The following is a 16,705-nucleotide window of genomic DNA, read 5'->3' as shown; positions in this document are numbered from 1 at the left end:
CAGACCTCTCTACGGCGTCCACGCCCTGGTTCGGGGCCGGTGAGGGGCGTTGATCATCACAGCCAGCCTGGACGGCACGAACGAAGTAGTACCTCGTTCGGTGCCGGAGGACCCGGCCCGTCCCTCGTCGACATGCCGAAGCCGCGCTGCTGCTGGAAGTTCTCCCTCTCGCCGCCCGGGCATGCCGACAGTCTCGACATCGAATGTCTCGCCGGCCGACCCCTTCGAACGAGTGGCCGGCTGTACACAGGGAGATGCGCCGCCCCTCGCACTGTCTGCCCCGAGCCGGCTTCGCTTCTCACGCAATGCCCCTCGTCCGGAGTGGGCGGCGCGGTGACGTGGTCTGTCGTCGCATGGCAATGGTGACAGCGGTCTTCTGGAGCTCCGTGAGTCGACTTATGGAGCTCCAAGCGCGAAGGGGCTGTCACGATCTTTCCGTGTGCGCGACGTCCTGCTTGCAGTTGCACGGCTTCCCGGATCCCCTCGGTGGGGAAGGTGGCAGCGATCGGCACGGTGAGCTCACCGACGGCGATGGCGTCGGTGATCCGCTGCAGGCCCTCCGGCTGCGCGTTGACGCCGCCTGTCGCGTGTCCGCCCCGGAGGGGTCGACCACGACCAGGTCGACGGCGGCCCGACCCGTCGCGGCGCCGTAGAAGCGATCTCCCAGCGCCCCATGCAGTGGCGCGCCGGCACGGCCCACAAAAGGGGGCGCGCATGGACCGGCTCAGGTGCGCGTGCACAGGCGTCGGAAACCTCCACCGGCACGGGTAGTGCATCCACCGAAGCGCTCGGGCGTTCTCGCGGCGCTGAGGTCCTCGCGCGGCCATCCGCTCGCCGTGTCGTCTCCGCTCGTCACCTCATGTCCCTGCTCGGCCTTCCCAACCGGTGTCTCACCGGGCAGCCCCCTATGGCCGTGCGCGCTGCGAAGCCGACCTCTCTCAGCTGACCGGAACCGCACCTCTCGATAGTCATGCGCCGCATTGACCCCACAGCGCCATCACGGTTGCATGCTTGTGGCCCTCCGGTGGGGAACCGGGATGAAGGACCATGCGCTGCCTTGGGGGAAAAATGAGGGGAATCGCGCATCGGAGCGCGGCCAGACGTGTGCGGACCGCCTTGAGCGCCACGGTCGTGGTCTGCGCGGTCACGGCGGTGCTGCCGGGAGCAGCTTCGGCTGAGCCCATGACCGTGCCGGGCGTCACGAGCGACAGCGGAGCCGGGGTCGAGCGGATCAGTGTCGCGACCGACGGCACCCAGGGCGACGGCGACTCCGCCGGCGCCACCATCACGACCGACGGCCGGCGTATCGCCTTCTCGTCGGTGGCCAAGAACCTCACACCCGCCAACCCGGCCACAGGGGAAAGGGTGTTCGTCCGCGACCAGCGGACGAGCCAGACCACGCTGATGAGCACCGTCACCTCCCCGATCCAGCGCCCGGTGATCAGCGGTGACGGGCAATACGCCGCCCTGTGGGGGCTGTTGTTCAGAGACACGAAGGCCTTCCTGTCCCAGGTGAGCTCGGGAAGCACGATCGGCATCAACTGCCCGGGCCTCAGCTGCAGCCAGCCGTCGCTCAGCGCGGACGGCCGCTACATCGCCCAGGCCGCCACCTTCAATCGACCGCCGTCCCGGCAGCGCATCGAGGTACGGGACTGGCGCGCCGACACCACGGAGACCGTCGCCGAGTTCGACCACACCGTCTCGGCCCGGCCGTCCATCAGCGGCGACGGCCGCTTTGTCGCCTACCAGGACGGCCAGGCGGAGGACGTCTTCGTGTGGGACCGGACCGACAACACCTCCGCCGGCCCGATCGAGGGCCCGTCCAAGGCGGCGACACTCGTCCAACTCAGCAAGGACGGCAGCAAGGTCGTCTACCTCTCGGGCTCCGACACCTACGTCCACGACGAGAGTTCGGGCACCGACCAACTGGTGCCGAACGTGCGGGGCGTAGCCATCGATCCCAGCGGCCGCTATCTGCTGTACGCCCCACACGACACGAACGGACCGTCGCTCATGCTGCGCGACCTGGAGACGGGCACCGACGAGATCGTCTCGAACGAGCCCGCCTCGGCCGGTACCGACGCGGTCAGCGCCGGTGGGCGCGACGTGGTCTTCCATTCCACGGCCGACAACATCGTGCCCGACGACACCAACGGCAAGTCGGACGTCTTCATCCGCCGCTTCTACTGATCGCCCCGGCCGCCTCCACCACCTTCTCCAGCGCAATGTTGATCAGGCTTGGGTCGCCGGCTTTCGCCGGGACCAGGACGCCCTGACTCCGTCGGGGATCACGCGTTCGGCCCTATTCCTCGGCCGCCGCGATTCAGACCACGGATGCTCGCCGGGGATCAACCGGGTCGATCTCCAGGTCCTCGAATCGGCTCTCCAACGCCTCCAGCCCGGCCTCCCGCCGGAAGTCCTTCTCCGCCTTGGTGATCGGCAGCAGCCACAGGATCCGGGCATGGGCGCCATGGCCCCACTCGCAGATCTCGAACTCGGGGCCGAATGGATAGGGCAGGCTCACCAGGTAGTGATCACAGTTCGAGTCGTCGAGCCAGGGTCTGCCGATCGGCACGGTGTGTCCCACATCGAGTCGTTGGTGGGCCGGTCCGCAGTGGTAGTACGCGTTCATCGTGACGCTCTCCAGGTTGAGCCACTCGTCGCGCGGCGCCGCGAGAAAGAACTCGGCTCCATGGCCGTCGTGCTGCGTTGATTCCCAGCATCCGGACGTCACGTACAGCCACCAGTCGCCAGGGTGAGCCGGGTGGACCCGGAACACCCGAAATCCGGGCGCGCGGTCCTCGATCGGGCCGTAGACCCCTGGGACCTCGTCGATGACACGGCCCGGTAGCGTCTTGCGGAGATGATCGAGTAGAGCGGAGCGCGCAGCGGTGTTCGGCATCTGATCATCCTGCCTCAGACCCCCGATACAGGTCGTCGGCTGGTCAGCGGCCTCTGGCAGACTTCGCGGCATGGGATTGTTCAAGCGCGCCAGGAAGTCGGAGAGCCCTGCTCAGGGAGTGGATCCCGCGGACCTGAGCACGCTGCTGTTGCAGGGCGAAGACATCATCGACCAGCTGGCTCAGGCGCACGTGTCCTGGGGGCTGGGCTCTGCGGACCGCTGGGGTCTGGATCAGAGGACGGGCCTCATCACCTGGACCTTCCCCGAGAAGACCGCGACGGCGCCCGCGCAGATCCTGGCCAGCTTCAGCCCTTCGTCGGGTTCGTGGCTGTGGGCCTGGGCGAACGACAGCATCCTCCCGGAGATGAGTCGCGACGCCCGAACGGTTCGGGACTGGGCAGAAGCACATGGCCATCACGCTCTGGCCCAACCGAAGGTAGACGCCGACGAGCAGACTGCGGCAACCCTCGCGGCTCTGGCTGTCCGGATCACCAAAGCAGCCGGCTTCTATCGGGGCCCGGGAGCCAACTCCGTCGCGATCATCACGTTCGGGCCGGTCACGCTGACCGCCGCGGATGGCAGCACGTCCACCTTCAACATCAACATCGACTAGCGGAACCGGGGCCGCGACCCCATGACGGTCCGGTGCCTGGCCTCACTGGCAGCAACGGCGTCCCAGCCCCTCAGCGTGGTGGGAACTGCGGCACCTGGACGGCGCCGCAGCCGATGTAACGCCGGCGGCTGACCGGCGTCCTTGCAACGTACCCCTCGGCTCGGTGCCCTGAGCCCTCAGCTTGGCAAGCTCGGGTTCTGTATCGGCAATTGATGCACTGACCTGCGGCGGAGCGGTGTCGAGGACCGGGGCACACGCGTGCAGGCGTATGGCACCCGGCTTACCGCGGCTCCGGTCGCCCAGGGGCTTTCCTTGTCGGTCAGCCCGTTGATGAACTCGACTGCGAAGCGGTGCGATTGGGGTGATATCTCTGAGGGTTCGTCGGCGTACCAGCGGGAGGCGCCCAGTTCTCGTTCGGCGGAGTTCAGCCAGTGGGCCAGACGGTGAAGGTGCCCTTCGCTCAGCCTGATCGCGGCCTGGTGGACCCACTCCTCATCTGGCCCGGCGTAGGTCTCCAGAGCCATGACGGCCAACTCTACCTGGCCCGGCTCGAAGACGGACTGGCAGAGTCGCGGGCAGCCGTCGCCGGGCGGCGCAGCCCGGACTGTGGCACGTGACCTCTTCGTCCCGAACTCTCGGCTGGAAGGTCATTGAGGTCTGGTGAGCTGGTGGGCTGGTGGGCTGGTGAGTCAGCCGTCGAAGGTTGTTGGCGGTCGGCTGCGGTCGTGGTGGTTGCTGTACTTCGCTGCTGTACAGCGGTCACGGGATCAGGAAAGCCGCCCAGCCTCGTGAAGCGCGTCGAAGACCATCTCGTCGACGGCCGAGACTCGGTTCCGATCGGCGTAGCGGAACCACGCCTTCTCGGCGATCTCCATCGACGGGGTGAGCTCACCGCTGTGATCGGCGGTGTAACAGATCATCCGGAAGGGGCCGTGATCCGGATGGCCCTCGCCGATCTCGAAAGTGCCGAAGTGCACCATGGAACCGGGGTCGATCGTCGCCTGCAGTTCCTCGTCGATCTCCCGCACCAGGGTCTCGCCGTCGGACTCGCCCGGCTCACGATGACCGCCCGGGAAGTAGAAGCGATCTCTGCCGTGACTACGCGTCACCAACACCCGGTCGTCCCGAACCAGGATCCACGCCACCTTCTCCGGCACGCCGTTGCCAGTCGCCATGGCTCGGGACCATATCGGTGGGCATCGTCTACGTCAGCACCGTCGGTCCGGCGAACTCCCTTACCGTCACCGACGCCAGTTCGCCGTGCTGGAGGAGGAACTCGGGAATGGGCCGTAGGCGCACGGGTTCGCGGATCAGCGTGGGACTCTGGTCCGGGCGCAGAACGTAGTCCGTCGGCATCTGCGGGTGAGCCGGGTGGGCCCTGGGTAGCCGAGCGGGTGCACGGTGAACAGCCCCCGATGCGGCCCCCGCCCTCGGGGCCTCCCCTGCCTGCGGAGAGCCCGGGCGTCCTGTACCTGCCCATTCGCGGACAGGACCCGAACGAGGCGAACCTCCTCGGGGAGCCCGCACGGCACGGGGCTTGACGGGTGGGGTTCGATGCCGTGTCATCATGAAAGGGACGACGACGGTGGGTGACGATGGCGACAGCGGGACACGACGAGCCCGGTGCCGAGCCCGCACGCGACAATGCGAGCCCACAGCCCAGCGCTCCGAAACCTCCGCGCGAGCACGGCAGTTGGGCTGCGGACAACGTGCCTTTGATCATCCTGGCTCTCATCGTCCTGGTGCTGGGGATCGCGGGCTTGGCGTCCAACGACAGCGTCACCTGCCCCGGCGGAGCCACTGGCTGCGGCAGTCCCTGAGACGCGCCACAGCCGTTGCCGAGGACGAGGTCACGGATGGAACCGCCACCGGCCTTCGGAAATGACATCCACCTTGCCGTCCCTGACGCGAACGGCCGTCTCGTCGTCGATGAAGTAGATCGGGAAGTCCGCCCGCTCAGCGATGCGATCAGCCCAGGCGTCGTCCCGCTCGGGGAAATCCGGCGAGTACAGGTGGGGTTTGAGATACCAGTCGAAGAGGCCGAACGGCGGCTCCACGGTCGTCGCGCCGAGCACGTGGAGGTCCGCGGCGTCCCCGATGACGTCGGCGGAGTGTCCGGTGAGATTACGGCTGAAGATCATTGATCCGGCGCTGACCCCCACGTAGACCCGTCGCTGCAACGCCTCCAGGAAGCCGTCGGCCAGGCCGTTGCCGGTGATGCTGCGCGCGAGATGGTAGTGGCTGCCGCCCTCGGCATAGATGACGTCGGCGTGGAGCAGCCGGTCGAGCACCATCTCCCGGGGCAGGCCGTTCAGCTCCAGGACGTCGAACTCCCGCCAGCCGAGGCCGTGCAGCCGGTTCATGTCCTCGACGACCCATCCGTGGTCCCCGGGCTCGGCGACCGATGCCGTGGGAACGAACACGACGTTCGCCGATCCGAACGGCTTTCCCAGCATGTCCCGCAGCGCGTCCCGCAGTGTGTCGTTGCGCAGGCCACTCGCCGTCAGCAGAAAGTTCATCGGCCGAGCCAAGCACGACTGACGGGCGCGCGCAACGAACCCAGGATCCACCAGAACCGCCATGGCATGGCCGCATCAGAAGCAGGCGCTGGCAGCTCACTGGATCAGGTCCGCCAACGGGCCCGGTCGAGGGAAGACCGCGGCCACGTCGAGCGGCCGCGGCGGGGTGGTACGGCTGACGTTCAAGGCGGCGATGCTGCCAGCAGCCTCTGACATGGCGCGCACGGACGGCCGGTTGTGGCACATCGGCGGGCGGGGGGGATGGTCAGTACAGAGTCAGGCCGAAGACCGAGAGGACCTCCGCGACGGGCTGGTAGTAGGTGACGCCACCGGACGCGCAGTTGCCTGAGGAGCCCACCGCGAACCCGAGGGCGATCGATCCGGAGTAGGCCGGCGCCCCGGTGTCGCCCGGTTCCGAGCACGCGGTGGAGCGGAACAGACCGTGGACCGCGCCGTCGGCGTAATTGACCGTGGCGTTGACCGCGGTCACCGTCCCGCAGTGGACGCCGCTGGTCCGTCCGACGTGGCAGACGGACCGTCCGATCGCCGGGTTCGCGGCCCCGGTCACGTCCTGGTAGACGCCCCCGCCCAGCGCGATGTCACCGGGCAGGACCAGCGCGCTCGTGGTGTAGCGGACCACGCCGTAGTCGTCGATCGGATAGGAGGCGCCCGCGGTGACGCCGACCGGCAGGGTGTGGGCCGCGTCCGCGTACCAGGTGGTGGTGTAGGTGCCGGAACAGTGACCGGCCATGACGGCGTAGCGGTTGGACCCGCTCACCGCGTTGAAGCCGACGACACACTGGGCGCCGGTGGCCGCGTACAGCAGGGTGCCCCCGCGGATCGTGGGCACCTGGACGGCTGTGGTGCCCGTACCGGTGCCGAACAGCAGGGCGACCACCGCTGTCACCACCGTGGTGAACATCGTCAGGCGGGTGTGCGGACGTCTCACGGCCCCTCCAGGGGAGTCGGTCGGCTCGTACCGGGCAGTGCCTCCATCGTGCGGGAGGCGGCGTCCGCGGCGACAGACGCGGTCCGGCCGTACCGCCGTCCTCACCGGCCGTTCTCACCGGCCGTTCTCACCGGCCGTCCTCACCGGCCGTCCTCACCGCCGTCCGGTCCGAACCGACCGCCCTGGGGCCCGGGGGGGGCCGAGTTGCTACGGACTCGCGCAGTGGCCGGGGGACCCCATCGGGGCCCCCTACCCTCTGGTGATCACCGGCGGTTGTGCGGTCCAGGGCGCCGGCCTCGAGGTGGGTCTCCGTAGCGGTCAGTCGCTGTAGAGGCCGGTCAGTTCGGTGGCGTACTTGTCCCGGACGACCCGGCGGCGCAGTTTCAGCGACGGAGTCAGTTCGCCGGTCGCCGGTCCCCACTCCTGAGCCAACAGCCGGTACCGCTTGACCTGTTCGGTGCGGTTGAGGCGGCTGTTGGCGGCGGCCACGGCACGGTCGACCTCCTCGATGACGGCGGGATGCGCGGCCAGCGCCGCGAGGTCCGCGCCGTTCTCCAGACCGTGCGAGGCGGCCCAGGCGGGCGCCGCCTCGGGGTCGAGCACCAGCAGCGCGACGAGGTAGGAGTGGTGGTCGCCGTGCACCATCGCCTGGCCGATCAGCGGGTGTTCCTTCAGGGCGTTCTCCACGAGGGCCGGGGAGACGTTCTTGCCCGTCGAGGTGATGATCATCTCCTTCTTCCGGTCGGTGACCCAGACGAAGCCGTCCTCGTCGACCCGGCCGATGTCGCCCGTGTGCAGCCACCCCTCCTCGTCGAGCGCGGGGCCGACCGTGCCGTCCGGCCACAGATAGCCGGCGAAGACGGAGGAGCCGCGCACCTGGAGCTCGCCGTCCGCGGCGGTGCGTACCCGCACGCTCGACACCGGGCGGCCCACCGAGCCCAGCCGGAATCCGGTGCGGGGGCTGTTGGCCGTCGTCACGCCCGCGGTCTCGGTCAGGCCCCACGCGTCCATGACGACGATGCCGAAGCCGGCCCAGAACCGCACCACGTCCAGCGGCATCGGCGCGGACGCGCTGGCGGCCCAGGCGACCCGGTCGAGGCCGCCCGCGGCCAGCAGGGGCAGCAGCACCGTCTCGCGACACCGTGCGTACGCGTCCGCGAGCGCGGCCGGCGGTTCCTCGCCGCGCTCCTGGAAGCCGACGTGCTCGCGGGCCACCTCCGCGGCCTCCTCCACGGCCTTGCGCCGCTCCTCGGGCAGCAGGGTCAGTCCGGCGCGGACCGCCGCGGCCAGCTTCTCCCAGACCCTCGGCACACCGAAGAACTGCCGGGGCCGCAGCTCGCGCACCGCTTCGGCCACGGTGGCCGGATCGGCGCAGAGATGGACGTGCGAGGCACGGTGACAGGGCAGGTAGATGCCGAGCATCCGCTCCGCGATATGGGCGAACGGCAGGTAGCAGATGTGCTCGACGTGCGGCGGCAGATCCACCACCTCGTCGAGCGCGACGGCGTTGGCGAGCACCTGCTCATGGGTGAGGACCACGCCCTTGGGCTCACCGGTGGTCCCGGAGGTGTAGACGACGGTGAGCGCGTCCCCGGGGCGGGCCGTGTCCAGCGCCTTGCCGAAGCCCTCCGGGACCGGCTCGCGGGTCAACGCCGCGTAGGGCAGGTGGTGGCCCTCCTCCCCGTCCTCCACCACCACGAGCCGTCCGAGCGGCGTGGCGTCGTCGTCGAGCAGCGGCGCCCATACGGCTGCCTGGGCGGCGCCTTCCACCACCGCCAGCGCCGCCCGGCAGTTGCGCGCGATGTGGGTGATCTGTTCGGGCGCAGCGGTGCCGTAGACGCTGACCGGCACGGCGCCGAGGCGCACCAGCGCGAGGTCGGACAGCCAGTGCTCGGGACGGTTGGCCATCATCAACAGGACGTGGTCGCCGCGGCCCACGCCGAGCGCGGCGAGACCGGCGGCGAGTTCCGTGGTGCGGTCCCGGACCTCCGCCCAGGTGAGCGTGGACCACGCGGCGCCGTCCGGGGTCCGCCAGGACAGGGCGGGCAGGTCCGGATGGAGGCGGGCGTTGCGTTCCAGGAGTTGAGGCAGCGTGGACGGCGCCGCCGGTTCTCCTTGTGGGTCCCCGTCGGTGCGCGGGGCAGATGTCATGACGGCCTCCTGGCGTGCTGGACGGATCGGATCGGAGTCGGATCGAGTCGGGTCGGGTCGGGTCGGGTGTGGGGTGGGTGGGGGTGGGGGGTCAGCGGTCGGTGAAGGTCTCACCGCGCTCGGCCTTGCGGAGCAGCAGTTCGGGCGGGGCGAAGCGGTCTCCGTGCAGCTCGGCGAGTTCGCGTGCGCGGGTCACGAAGCCCGGCAGACCGCCGGGGTGGCCGTTGACGTACTGGAGCACGCCGCCCGTCCACGCCGGGAAACCGATGCCGAGCAGCGAGCCGACGTTGGCGTCCGCGACGGAGACGAGCACGCCCTCCTCCAGGCAGCGCACGGAGTCGAGGGCCTCGACGAAGAGCATCCGCTCCCGGAGTTCGGCGAGGTCGGCCCCGCGCAGGGCCGGGTCGGTGAAGTGCTCCCGCAGTCCGGGCCAGAGCCCCGAACGGCGACCGTCCTCGTAGTCGTAGAAGCCGGCTCCGCCGCTGCGTCCGGGGCGCCCGAACTCGTCGATCATGCGGTCGACGACGGCGTGCGCCGGATGGGGCCGCCAGTCCCTGCCCGCTTCCTCGGCGGCACGCCGGGTCTCCTCGCGGATCCGGCGCGGCAGAGTGAGCGTCAGGTCGTCCAGCAGGGCGAGCACCCTGGCCGGATAGCCGGCCTGCGCGGCGGCCTGTTCGACGGTCGCCGGATCGTGTCCCTCGCCGACCATCGCCACGCCCTCGTCGATGAAGTGGCCGATGACGCGGGAGGTGAAGAAGCCCCGGCTGTCGTTGACGACGATCGGGGTCTTGCCGATCTGCCGGACCAGGTCGAAGGCGCGGGCGAGGGCCTCGTCCCCGGTCTGCTCACCGCGGACGATCTCCACCAGCCGCATCCGGTCGACGGGCGAGAAGAAGTGCAGGCCGACGAAGTCCTTCGGCCATCCGACCGCACGGGCGAGCACGCCGATGGGCAGGGTGGAGGTGTTGGAGCACAGCAGGGCGTCGGCCGCGACGGCGCTCTCGGCCTCCCGGAACACCGTGCCCTTCAACGCGGGGTCCTCGAACACCGCCTCGATCACCGCGTCGCAGCCCACCAGGTCGCGGGCGTCGGCCGTGGCGGTGATGCGGGTCAGGAGCGTGGCGCGTTCGGCCTCGGTCGTACGGCCGTTGGCCACGGCTCGGTCCAGCAGGCGCGCGGAGTAGGCCTTGCCCCGCTCGGCGGCCTCGGCGGAGACGTCCTTCAGCACGACCTCGATGCCTGCCCTGGCACACGAGTACGCGATGCCCGCGCCCATCATTCCGGCGCCCAGGACGGCCACCCTGGACACCGTGCGGGAGGCGATGCGCTGTGGGCGGTTGGCACCCGACGCGACCGCCTGCGCGTCGAAGAAGAAGCCCTGGATCATGTTCTTGGCGGTCTGCCCGGTCACCAGGTCGGTGAGGTACCGGGCCTCGGTCACGAAGGCGGTGTCGATGTCGACCTGGGCGCCCTCCACCGCGGCGGCGAGGATGTTGCGCGGCGCCGGGTAGGGCGCTCCGCCCAGCTGTTTGCGGAGAGAGGCGGGGAAGGCGGGCAGCTGCGCGGCGAGCGCCGGGTGGGACGGGGTGCCGCCCGGGATGCGGTGGCCGGGCACGTCCCACGGCTGCACGGACCGCGGATGGGCGTCGACGAAGGCCCGGGCACGGGCGAGCAGTTCATCGGGGTCGGCGGCGATCTCGTCGACCAGACCGGCCGCGAGGGCGTCGGCCGGGGCGTACCGACGGCCCTCCAGCAATACCTTGCGCAGCGCGTCGGCGATGCCGAACATCCGTACCGTGCGGGTCACGCCGCCTCCGCCGGGCAGCAGCCCGAAGGTCACCTCCGGCAGGCCCACGCGGGCGTCGGGCCGGTCCAGTACCACGCGGTGGTGGCAGGCGAGCGCGATCTCGTAACCGCCGCCCAGGGCCGCGCCGTTGACGGCGGCCACGACGGGTACGCCCAGTGTCTCCATCCGGCGCAGGGCACGCTTGACGCGCATGCCGGCCTCGAACGACGCGCCGGCGGTCTCGGGGGTGACGGCGACCAGGTCCCGCAGGTCGCCGCCCGCGAAGAAGGTCTTCTTGGCCGAGGTCACGATGACGCCCCTGAGGCTGTCGCGACGGTCCTCGAGCCGGTCGGCGGTGGCGTCGAGTGAGTCGATGAACGCCGCGTTCATGGTGTTGGCGGACTGATCGGGGTCGTCGAGGACGAGCGTGACCACGTGGTCGGCGTCCTCTTCCCAGCGGATGGTGCGGCTTTCGGCTTCGGGGGCCATGGGATGCGCTCTCCTACGGGTGTGCGTGCCCCACAGGGGCGGACGGGGGTCGCGCGGACGGCGCGGGGTGGCGCGGGCGGGACAGGAGCAGGACTGCGCCGGGCGGGGTGGGGCGGGTCCTGGGCAGGGCGGGGTGGGGCGGGAGCTGTGCCGGACCACGGATGGGGGGGCGGGACCGAGGCTGGGCGGATGGGGGCGGGACCGACACGGGCACGGTCTGGGCAGGTCAGGGGCAGGGCCGATGACGGCGGGACCGACGCGGGCCGGCCGGGACAGGTCAGGGCAGGTCAGGTCAGGGGCAGGGCCGATGGGGCGCCCTGCGCGCGGCCGATGGGGAGGTCAGGGGGCTGGGCGTTCACAGGCGTTCGACGACGGTGGCGATGCCCATGCCGCCGCCGACGCACAGGGTGGCGAGCCCGAGGCGCAGGTCGCGACGCTCGAGTTCGTCCACGAGCGTGCCGAGGATCATGGCTCCGGTCGCCCCGAGCGGATGGCCCATGGCGATGGCGCCGCCGTTGACGTTGACCTTCTCGCGGTCCAGGCCGAGGTCCTTGACGAAGCGCAGCACCACCGCCGCGAACGCCTCGTTGATCTCGACCAGGTCGAGATCGCCGACCGTCAGGCCGGCTCTGTCGAGTGCCTTTCGGGAGGCCGGGGCGGGCCCGGTCAGCATGATCGTCGGGTCGGCTCCGGAGACGGCGGCGGAGACGATCCGGGCTCGCGGGGTCAGTCCGTGCCGCCGGCCGGCCTCGGCGGAGCCGACGACGGTGAGCGCCGCTCCGTCCACGATGCCGGAGGAGTTGCCCGCGTGGTGGACGTGGTCGACGCGTTCGATCCAGTGGTACTTCTGGAGGGCGACCGCGTCGAATCCGCCGAGTTCGCCGGCGGCCGCGAAGGACGGCTGGAGCGTGGCGAGGGAGTCCGTGGTCGTGCCGGGCCTGAGGTGTTCGTCCCGGTCGAGGACCAGCAGTCCGTTGCGGTCCCGTACGGGGACGACGGAGCGCGCGAAGCGGCCTTCCTTCCATGCCCGGGCGGCCCGCTCCTGGGACTCGGCCGCGTAGGCGTCGACGTCCCGGCGGCCGAACCCCTCGAGCGTGGCGATCAGGTCGGCGCCGATGCCCTGGGGGACGAAGCCGGTGTCGTGGTTGGTCAGGGGGTCGAGTGCCCAGGCGCCGCCGTCGCTGCCCATGGGGGTGCGGGACATGGACTCCACCCCGCCGGCCAGGACCAGGTCCTCCCAGCCGGAACGCACCTTGGCGGCGGCGAGGTTGACGGCTTCCAGACCGGAGGCACAGAAGCGGTTCTCCTGGACGCCGGCGACGGTGTCGGGCAGCCCGGCGGCCATCGCGGCGGTCCTGGCGATGTCGGCACCCTGGTCGCCGACCGGGCTGACGACGCCGAGGACGATGTCGTCGATGCCGGCCGGGTCCAGGCCGGGGAACCGGCGGCGCACCTCGTCGATCAGTCCGACGACCAGGTCGACGGGCTTGGTGCCGTGCAGCGCGCCGCCCGGCCTGCCTCGGCCGCGGGGGGTGCGGATCGCCTCGTACACATACGCTTCGCTGGTCGTCACAGGGTGACCTTCCGGTCGGGTGGAGGGAGTCGGCGGAGGGACTCGGCGGCGGGACTCGGCGGCGGGACTCGGCGGCGGCGTGGGAGCGCCGGGTGCGAAGGGGAAGGCGGGGCGCTCAGGCCAGCAGCGCGCGGCCGATGATCTCCTTCATGATCTCGGTGGTCCCGCCGTAGATCGTCTGGACCCGGCTGTCGAGGAACGCCCTGGCGACCTGGTACTCCGTCATATAGCCGTAGCCGCCGTGCAGTTGGAGGCAGCGGTCGACGACCCGCTTCTGGAGTTCGGTCGCCCACCACTTGGCCATCGAGGCGTGTACGGCGTCGAGCCGGCCCGCGCCGTGCTCGGTGACGCAGCGGTCGACGAAGGTCCGGGTGACGGCGCACTCGGTGGCCATCTCGGCGATCTCGAAGCGGATGTGCTGGAGCCGGGCCAGGGGGCGGCCGAACGCCTCGCGCTGCTTCACATACGCGCGGGTGAGTTCCAGGACGTGTTCGGCCGCGGCCGCCGCGCCCACGGCGATGGCGAGCCGTTCCTGGGCGAGGTTGGCCATCAGGGCGGCGAAGGCCTGGTTCTCCCCGCCCAGCAGGTTGTCCTTGGGCACCCGCACGTCGTCAAAGAACAACTCGGCGGTGTCCTGGGCCTTCTGGCCGATCTTGTCGAGGTTGCGGCCCCGCTCGAAGCCCTTCGTGCCGCGTTCGACGACGAGCAGGCTCTGCCCGGAGCTGCCGCCCTCGGGGGTGGTGCGGGCCACGACGACGACCAGGTCGGCGAGGATGCCGTTGGAGATGAACGTCTTGGCGCCGTTGAGAAGGTAGTGGTCACCCCGGTCGGTGGCGGTGGTGCGGATGCCCTGGAGGTCGGAGCCCGCTCCGGGTTCGGTCATGGCGATGGCCGTGACGGTCTCGCCGGAGGTGAATCCGGGCAGCCAGCGCCGCTTCTGCTCGTCGGTGGCGAGCCGGGTGAGATAGGGGCCGACGATGTCGTTGTGCAGGCTGAGCGCCACGCCGGACGCTCCCGCCCGCGCGAACTCCTCGATCAGGACGGCGCTGTAGCGGAAGTCGTCGGTTCCTCCGCCGCCGTACTCCTGCGGCACCGCGAGGCCCAGCAGGCCCTGGCGGCCCGCCGCGCGCCAGACGTCACGGCTGACGACTCCGTCCCGCTCCCAGCGGTCGTGGTGCGGCAGCACCTCCTTGGCGAGGAAGGTGCGGACGGTTTCGCGGAACGCCTCGTGCTCCGCCGTGTACAGGTCTCGTTCCATGGTCGCCTCCGGGTCGGGGAATCGTCGTTCAGAGCCAGTTCCTGACGAGCTCGACGAGACGGGCCGGATCGCGTCCGACGGGAGTGACGTTGAGCATCGTGACGCCCGCCTCCCGGAACGCCTCGACCCGTTCGCGCACATAGCCCTCGGGGCCCGCAAGACAGACCAGTTCACACAGTTCGGCGGGGACCGCGGCCTCCGCCTCGCGCCTGCGGCCCGCCAGGAAGTGCTCCTGGACGGCGGCGGCCTCGGCCTCGTAGCCGTAGGAACAGACCAGGTCGTAGTAGAAGTTGCGGCCCGGAGCGCCCATGCCTCCGACGTACAGGGCGATGACGGGCCGCATCAGGTCGCGGACCCCCTCGGCGTCGTCCCCGACCGCCAGCAGCCCGCCGGCGACGACGGACAGCGGGCCGAGTTCCGGGGCGCGCAGCGCCGCGCCCTCGGCCAGCGGGCCGCCCCAGACCTTCGCCGCCTGTTCGGGCACATAGAGGAACGGCAGCCATCCGTCGGCGAGTTCGGCGGTCATCCGGACGTTCGCGGGACCGAGCGCGGCCACGTACACCGGGATGGTGTCGCGCACCGGGCGGGTCAGCAGCTTCAGCGGTTTGCCGAGCGTGCCGCCCTTCTCGGGCGGCAGGGGCAGGTCGGTGATGCCGTGGTGCTCGATCACCTCGCGCCGCCAGATGCGGCGGGCGAGCCCGATCGTCTCGCGGGTGCGGCCGAGGGGCCGGTCGTAGCGGCGGCCGTGCCATCCCTCCACCACCTGAGGGCCGGAGGCGCCGATGCCGAGCAGGGCGCGGCCACCGGTCAGGGCGTCGAGTCCGGCCGCGGTCTGCGCGATCAGCGCGGGGGTGCGGGAGTACACGTTGAGCACGGCGGAGCCGATGCGGAGGCGATCGGTGCGGGCGGCCAGATATCCCATGATCGTCGGGGAGTCGAAGCCGTAGGCCTCGGCGACCCAGATCGCGTCGAGTCCGGCCGTCTCCAGCGCGGCCGCCTCGTCGGCGGCGGCGCGGGGGTCACCGGCGTACTGCAAGGGGGTGGAGAGTTCCATCAGCGTCCGTCCTCGGGGTGGGTGGCGGGCCGCGGGGCTCCGGTCAGTTCCGGGACGCGCCAGTCCCGGGCCACCTCGTCGTGGTGTGCTCCGGGGCGGGCCGGCGGCAGCCGCAGCGCGCCGGGTGTCGCGGAGAAACGGGGCGCCAGGCCGGGCTGGACCATGCCGTGTTCCTCGGTGAAGGTGCCGCGGGCCCTGAGGTGCGGGTGGCGGGCGGCCTCCCGCAGAGAGAGCACCGGGGCGACGCAGGCGTCCGTGCCTTCGAAGACGGCGGTCCAGGCAGCACGCCCGTCGGATCCGAAGCGCGCCGCGAAGGCGGCCCGCAGTTCCGGCCACCGGCGCGGGTCGGCCCGGTCCGGCAGGTCCTCGGCGTCGAGGCCGAGGAGGCGGACGAACGCGGCGTAGAACGCGGGCTCCAGCGCACCGACCGCCATCCAGCCGCCGTCGGCCGTCTCGTAGACGGCGTAGTAGGGGCACCCGCCGTCCAGCAGGTTGTGGCCCCGGGCGTCCTGCCACGCCCCCGACGCGAGCATGCCCTGGACGAGGGCGGTGAGGTGGGCGGTGCCGTCGACGATCGCCGCGTCCACCACCTGCCCCTCTCCCGTCGTCCGGGCGGTCAGCAGGGCGGCGAGCGCTCCGGCGACGAGGTAGAGCGAGCCGCCCGCGTAGTCGCCGAGCAGGTTGGCGGGGATCACGGGCGGGCCTTCGGGGGCGCCGATCATGCCGAGTGCGCCCACGGTGGCGATGTAGCCGATGTCGTGCCCGGCCCGGGGCGCCAGCGGACCGTCCTGGCCCCAGCCGGTCATCCGGCCGTACACCAGGGCCGGGTTGACGGCCAGGCACTCCCGCGGGCCCACTCCCAGCCGCTCGGCCACTCCCGGTCGGAAGCCCTCGATCAGGATGTCGGCGCGGGCCGCCAACGCCCGTACGGTGCCGGGCCCGTCGTCCGACTTCAGGTCGACCAGGACGGATCGCTTGTTGCGGTTGGTGACGTCGAAGGCCGCGTCGACGCCGAGGACCGGCGTCCCCGGCCGGTCGACGCGGACGACGTCGGCGCCCAGATCGCCGAGCAGCATCGCGGCGAACGGCGCGGGCCCGATCCCCGCCAGTTCCACCACCCGTACGCCGGTCAGCGGCCCGGCCCGGCGGCTCGCCGGTGCCGCCTGCCGCACGGTCCTCGCGTCCCGGTGCGTCGTGGTGTCCCTCATCGCGCTCATCAGCCCTCCGAACTCCGGTCTACTTAGCGCTCGCTAAGAAGGTAGAGAGGAGAGGGCAGCCGGTCAATGGTCGTAACACCAGTTGTTCCGAGGGCAGTTGAGCCCTTGAATTCCACTCATTCAGCCCGAAAACCCACGCGCCACAAAGGCGCCCGCCGACGAAACCTGCCACGGGTCTCGGAGTTACTGAGCGG

General features: G+C 71.0%; 15 protein-coding genes. 2 read left to right on the top strand and 13 right to left on the bottom strand.

Translation table 11 applies throughout. The features are described 5' to 3' along the window. Positions 1 to 56: 56 nt before the first annotated feature. The gene (locus OG933_RS42060) at positions 57 to 716 is read right to left on the bottom strand and encodes a zinc-binding dehydrogenase (protein ID WP_405633691.1); all 660 of its coding nucleotides are present in this window, start codon (positions 714 to 716) and stop codon (positions 57 to 59) included. Between the two features lie 400 nt (positions 717 to 1,116). Between OG933_RS42060 and OG933_RS42055 the strand changes: the two genes are divergently transcribed. Continuing rightward, positions 1,117 to 2,190, top strand: coding sequence for a hypothetical protein (locus OG933_RS42055; protein WP_405632539.1), 1,074 nt, complete (start codon positions 1,117 to 1,119; stop codon positions 2,188 to 2,190). 133 nt (positions 2,191 to 2,323) lie between these two features. Here OG933_RS42055 and OG933_RS42050 read toward each other — a convergent pair whose 3' ends face one another. After that, entirely contained in the window at positions 2,324 to 2,902 is a 579-nt protein-coding gene (locus OG933_RS42050) for a suppressor of fused domain protein (protein WP_405632538.1), read from the bottom strand. A gap of 70 nt (positions 2,903 to 2,972) precedes the next feature. Here OG933_RS42050 and OG933_RS42045 point away from each other — a divergent pair, with 70 nt between their 5' ends. After that, positions 2,973 to 3,515, top strand: coding sequence for a DUF6882 domain-containing protein (locus tag OG933_RS42045; RefSeq protein WP_405632535.1), 543 nt, complete (start codon positions 2,973 to 2,975; stop codon positions 3,513 to 3,515). A gap of 176 nt (positions 3,516 to 3,691) precedes the next feature. Here the strand turns inward: OG933_RS42045 and OG933_RS42040 are convergent, their stop codons facing one another. From OG933_RS42040 to OG933_RS41990, 11 genes are all read right to left on the bottom strand, one after another. Then, positions 3,692 to 4,039, bottom strand: coding sequence for a hypothetical protein (locus tag OG933_RS42040; protein WP_405632534.1), 348 nt, complete (start codon positions 4,037 to 4,039; stop codon positions 3,692 to 3,694). Between the two features lie 243 nt (positions 4,040 to 4,282). Beyond that, entirely contained in the window at positions 4,283 to 4,690 is a 408-nt protein-coding gene (locus OG933_RS42035; protein WP_405632532.1) for an NUDIX domain-containing protein, read from the bottom strand. Positions 4,691 to 4,718: 28 nt separating this feature from the next. Continuing rightward, positions 4,719 to 4,871, bottom strand: coding sequence for a hypothetical protein (locus tag OG933_RS42030; RefSeq protein WP_405632530.1), 153 nt, complete (start codon positions 4,869 to 4,871; stop codon positions 4,719 to 4,721). A 494-nt stretch (positions 4,872 to 5,365) separates the two neighbouring features. Beyond that, entirely contained in the window at positions 5,366 to 6,034 is a 669-nt protein-coding gene (locus OG933_RS42025; RefSeq protein WP_405633690.1) for a Type 1 glutamine amidotransferase-like domain-containing protein, read from the bottom strand. A 265-nt stretch (positions 6,035 to 6,299) separates the two neighbouring features. Beyond that, positions 6,300 to 6,983: a S1 family peptidase gene (locus tag OG933_RS42020; protein ID WP_362532070.1), complete on the bottom strand. Its 684-nt coding sequence runs from the start codon at positions 6,981 to 6,983 to the stop codon at positions 6,300 to 6,302. A gap of 318 nt (positions 6,984 to 7,301) precedes the next feature. Next, positions 7,302 to 9,134: an AMP-dependent synthetase/ligase gene (locus tag OG933_RS42015; RefSeq protein ID WP_405632527.1), complete on the bottom strand. Its 1,833-nt coding sequence runs from the start codon at positions 9,132 to 9,134 to the stop codon at positions 7,302 to 7,304. 91 nt (positions 9,135 to 9,225) lie between these two features. Continuing rightward, positions 9,226 to 11,409 carry a 3-hydroxyacyl-CoA dehydrogenase NAD-binding domain-containing protein gene (locus OG933_RS42010; protein WP_405632526.1) on the bottom strand — a complete coding sequence of 728 codons (2,184 nt, stop codon included), beginning with the start codon at positions 11,407 to 11,409 and terminating at the stop codon, positions 9,226 to 9,228. A 355-nt stretch (positions 11,410 to 11,764) separates the two neighbouring features. Further along, positions 11,765 to 12,982, bottom strand: a complete 1,218-nt coding sequence (locus OG933_RS42005; RefSeq protein ID WP_362532076.1) for an acetyl-CoA C-acetyltransferase — start codon at positions 12,980 to 12,982, stop codon at positions 11,765 to 11,767. A gap of 115 nt (positions 12,983 to 13,097) precedes the next feature. After that, on the bottom strand, positions 13,098 to 14,240 hold the full coding sequence (locus tag OG933_RS42000; protein WP_405632524.1) for an acyl-CoA dehydrogenase family protein: 1,143 nt from the start codon (positions 14,238 to 14,240) through the stop codon (positions 13,098 to 13,100). A gap of 28 nt (positions 14,241 to 14,268) precedes the next feature. Next, positions 14,269 to 15,294, bottom strand: a complete 1,026-nt coding sequence (locus OG933_RS41995) for an LLM class F420-dependent oxidoreductase (RefSeq protein ID WP_405632522.1) — start codon at positions 15,292 to 15,294, stop codon at positions 14,269 to 14,271. Continuing rightward, complete coding sequence (locus tag OG933_RS41990) at positions 15,294 to 16,502, bottom strand: CaiB/BaiF CoA transferase family protein (RefSeq protein ID WP_405633688.1); 1,209 nt, start codon at positions 16,500 to 16,502, stop codon at positions 15,294 to 15,296. The genes OG933_RS41995 and OG933_RS41990 overlap by 1 nt, the downstream gene beginning before the upstream one ends. Positions 16,503 to 16,705 lie beyond the last annotated feature (203 nt).

This window comes from Streptomyces sp. NBC_00016 (genome assembly GCF_045040885.1).
Classification (GTDB): Bacteria; Actinomycetota; Actinomycetes; order Streptomycetales; family Streptomycetaceae; genus Streptomyces; species Streptomyces coriariae.
Note: the sequence above shows the minus strand (reverse complement) of the source record. Positions and strands in the feature narration are given on the sequence as shown.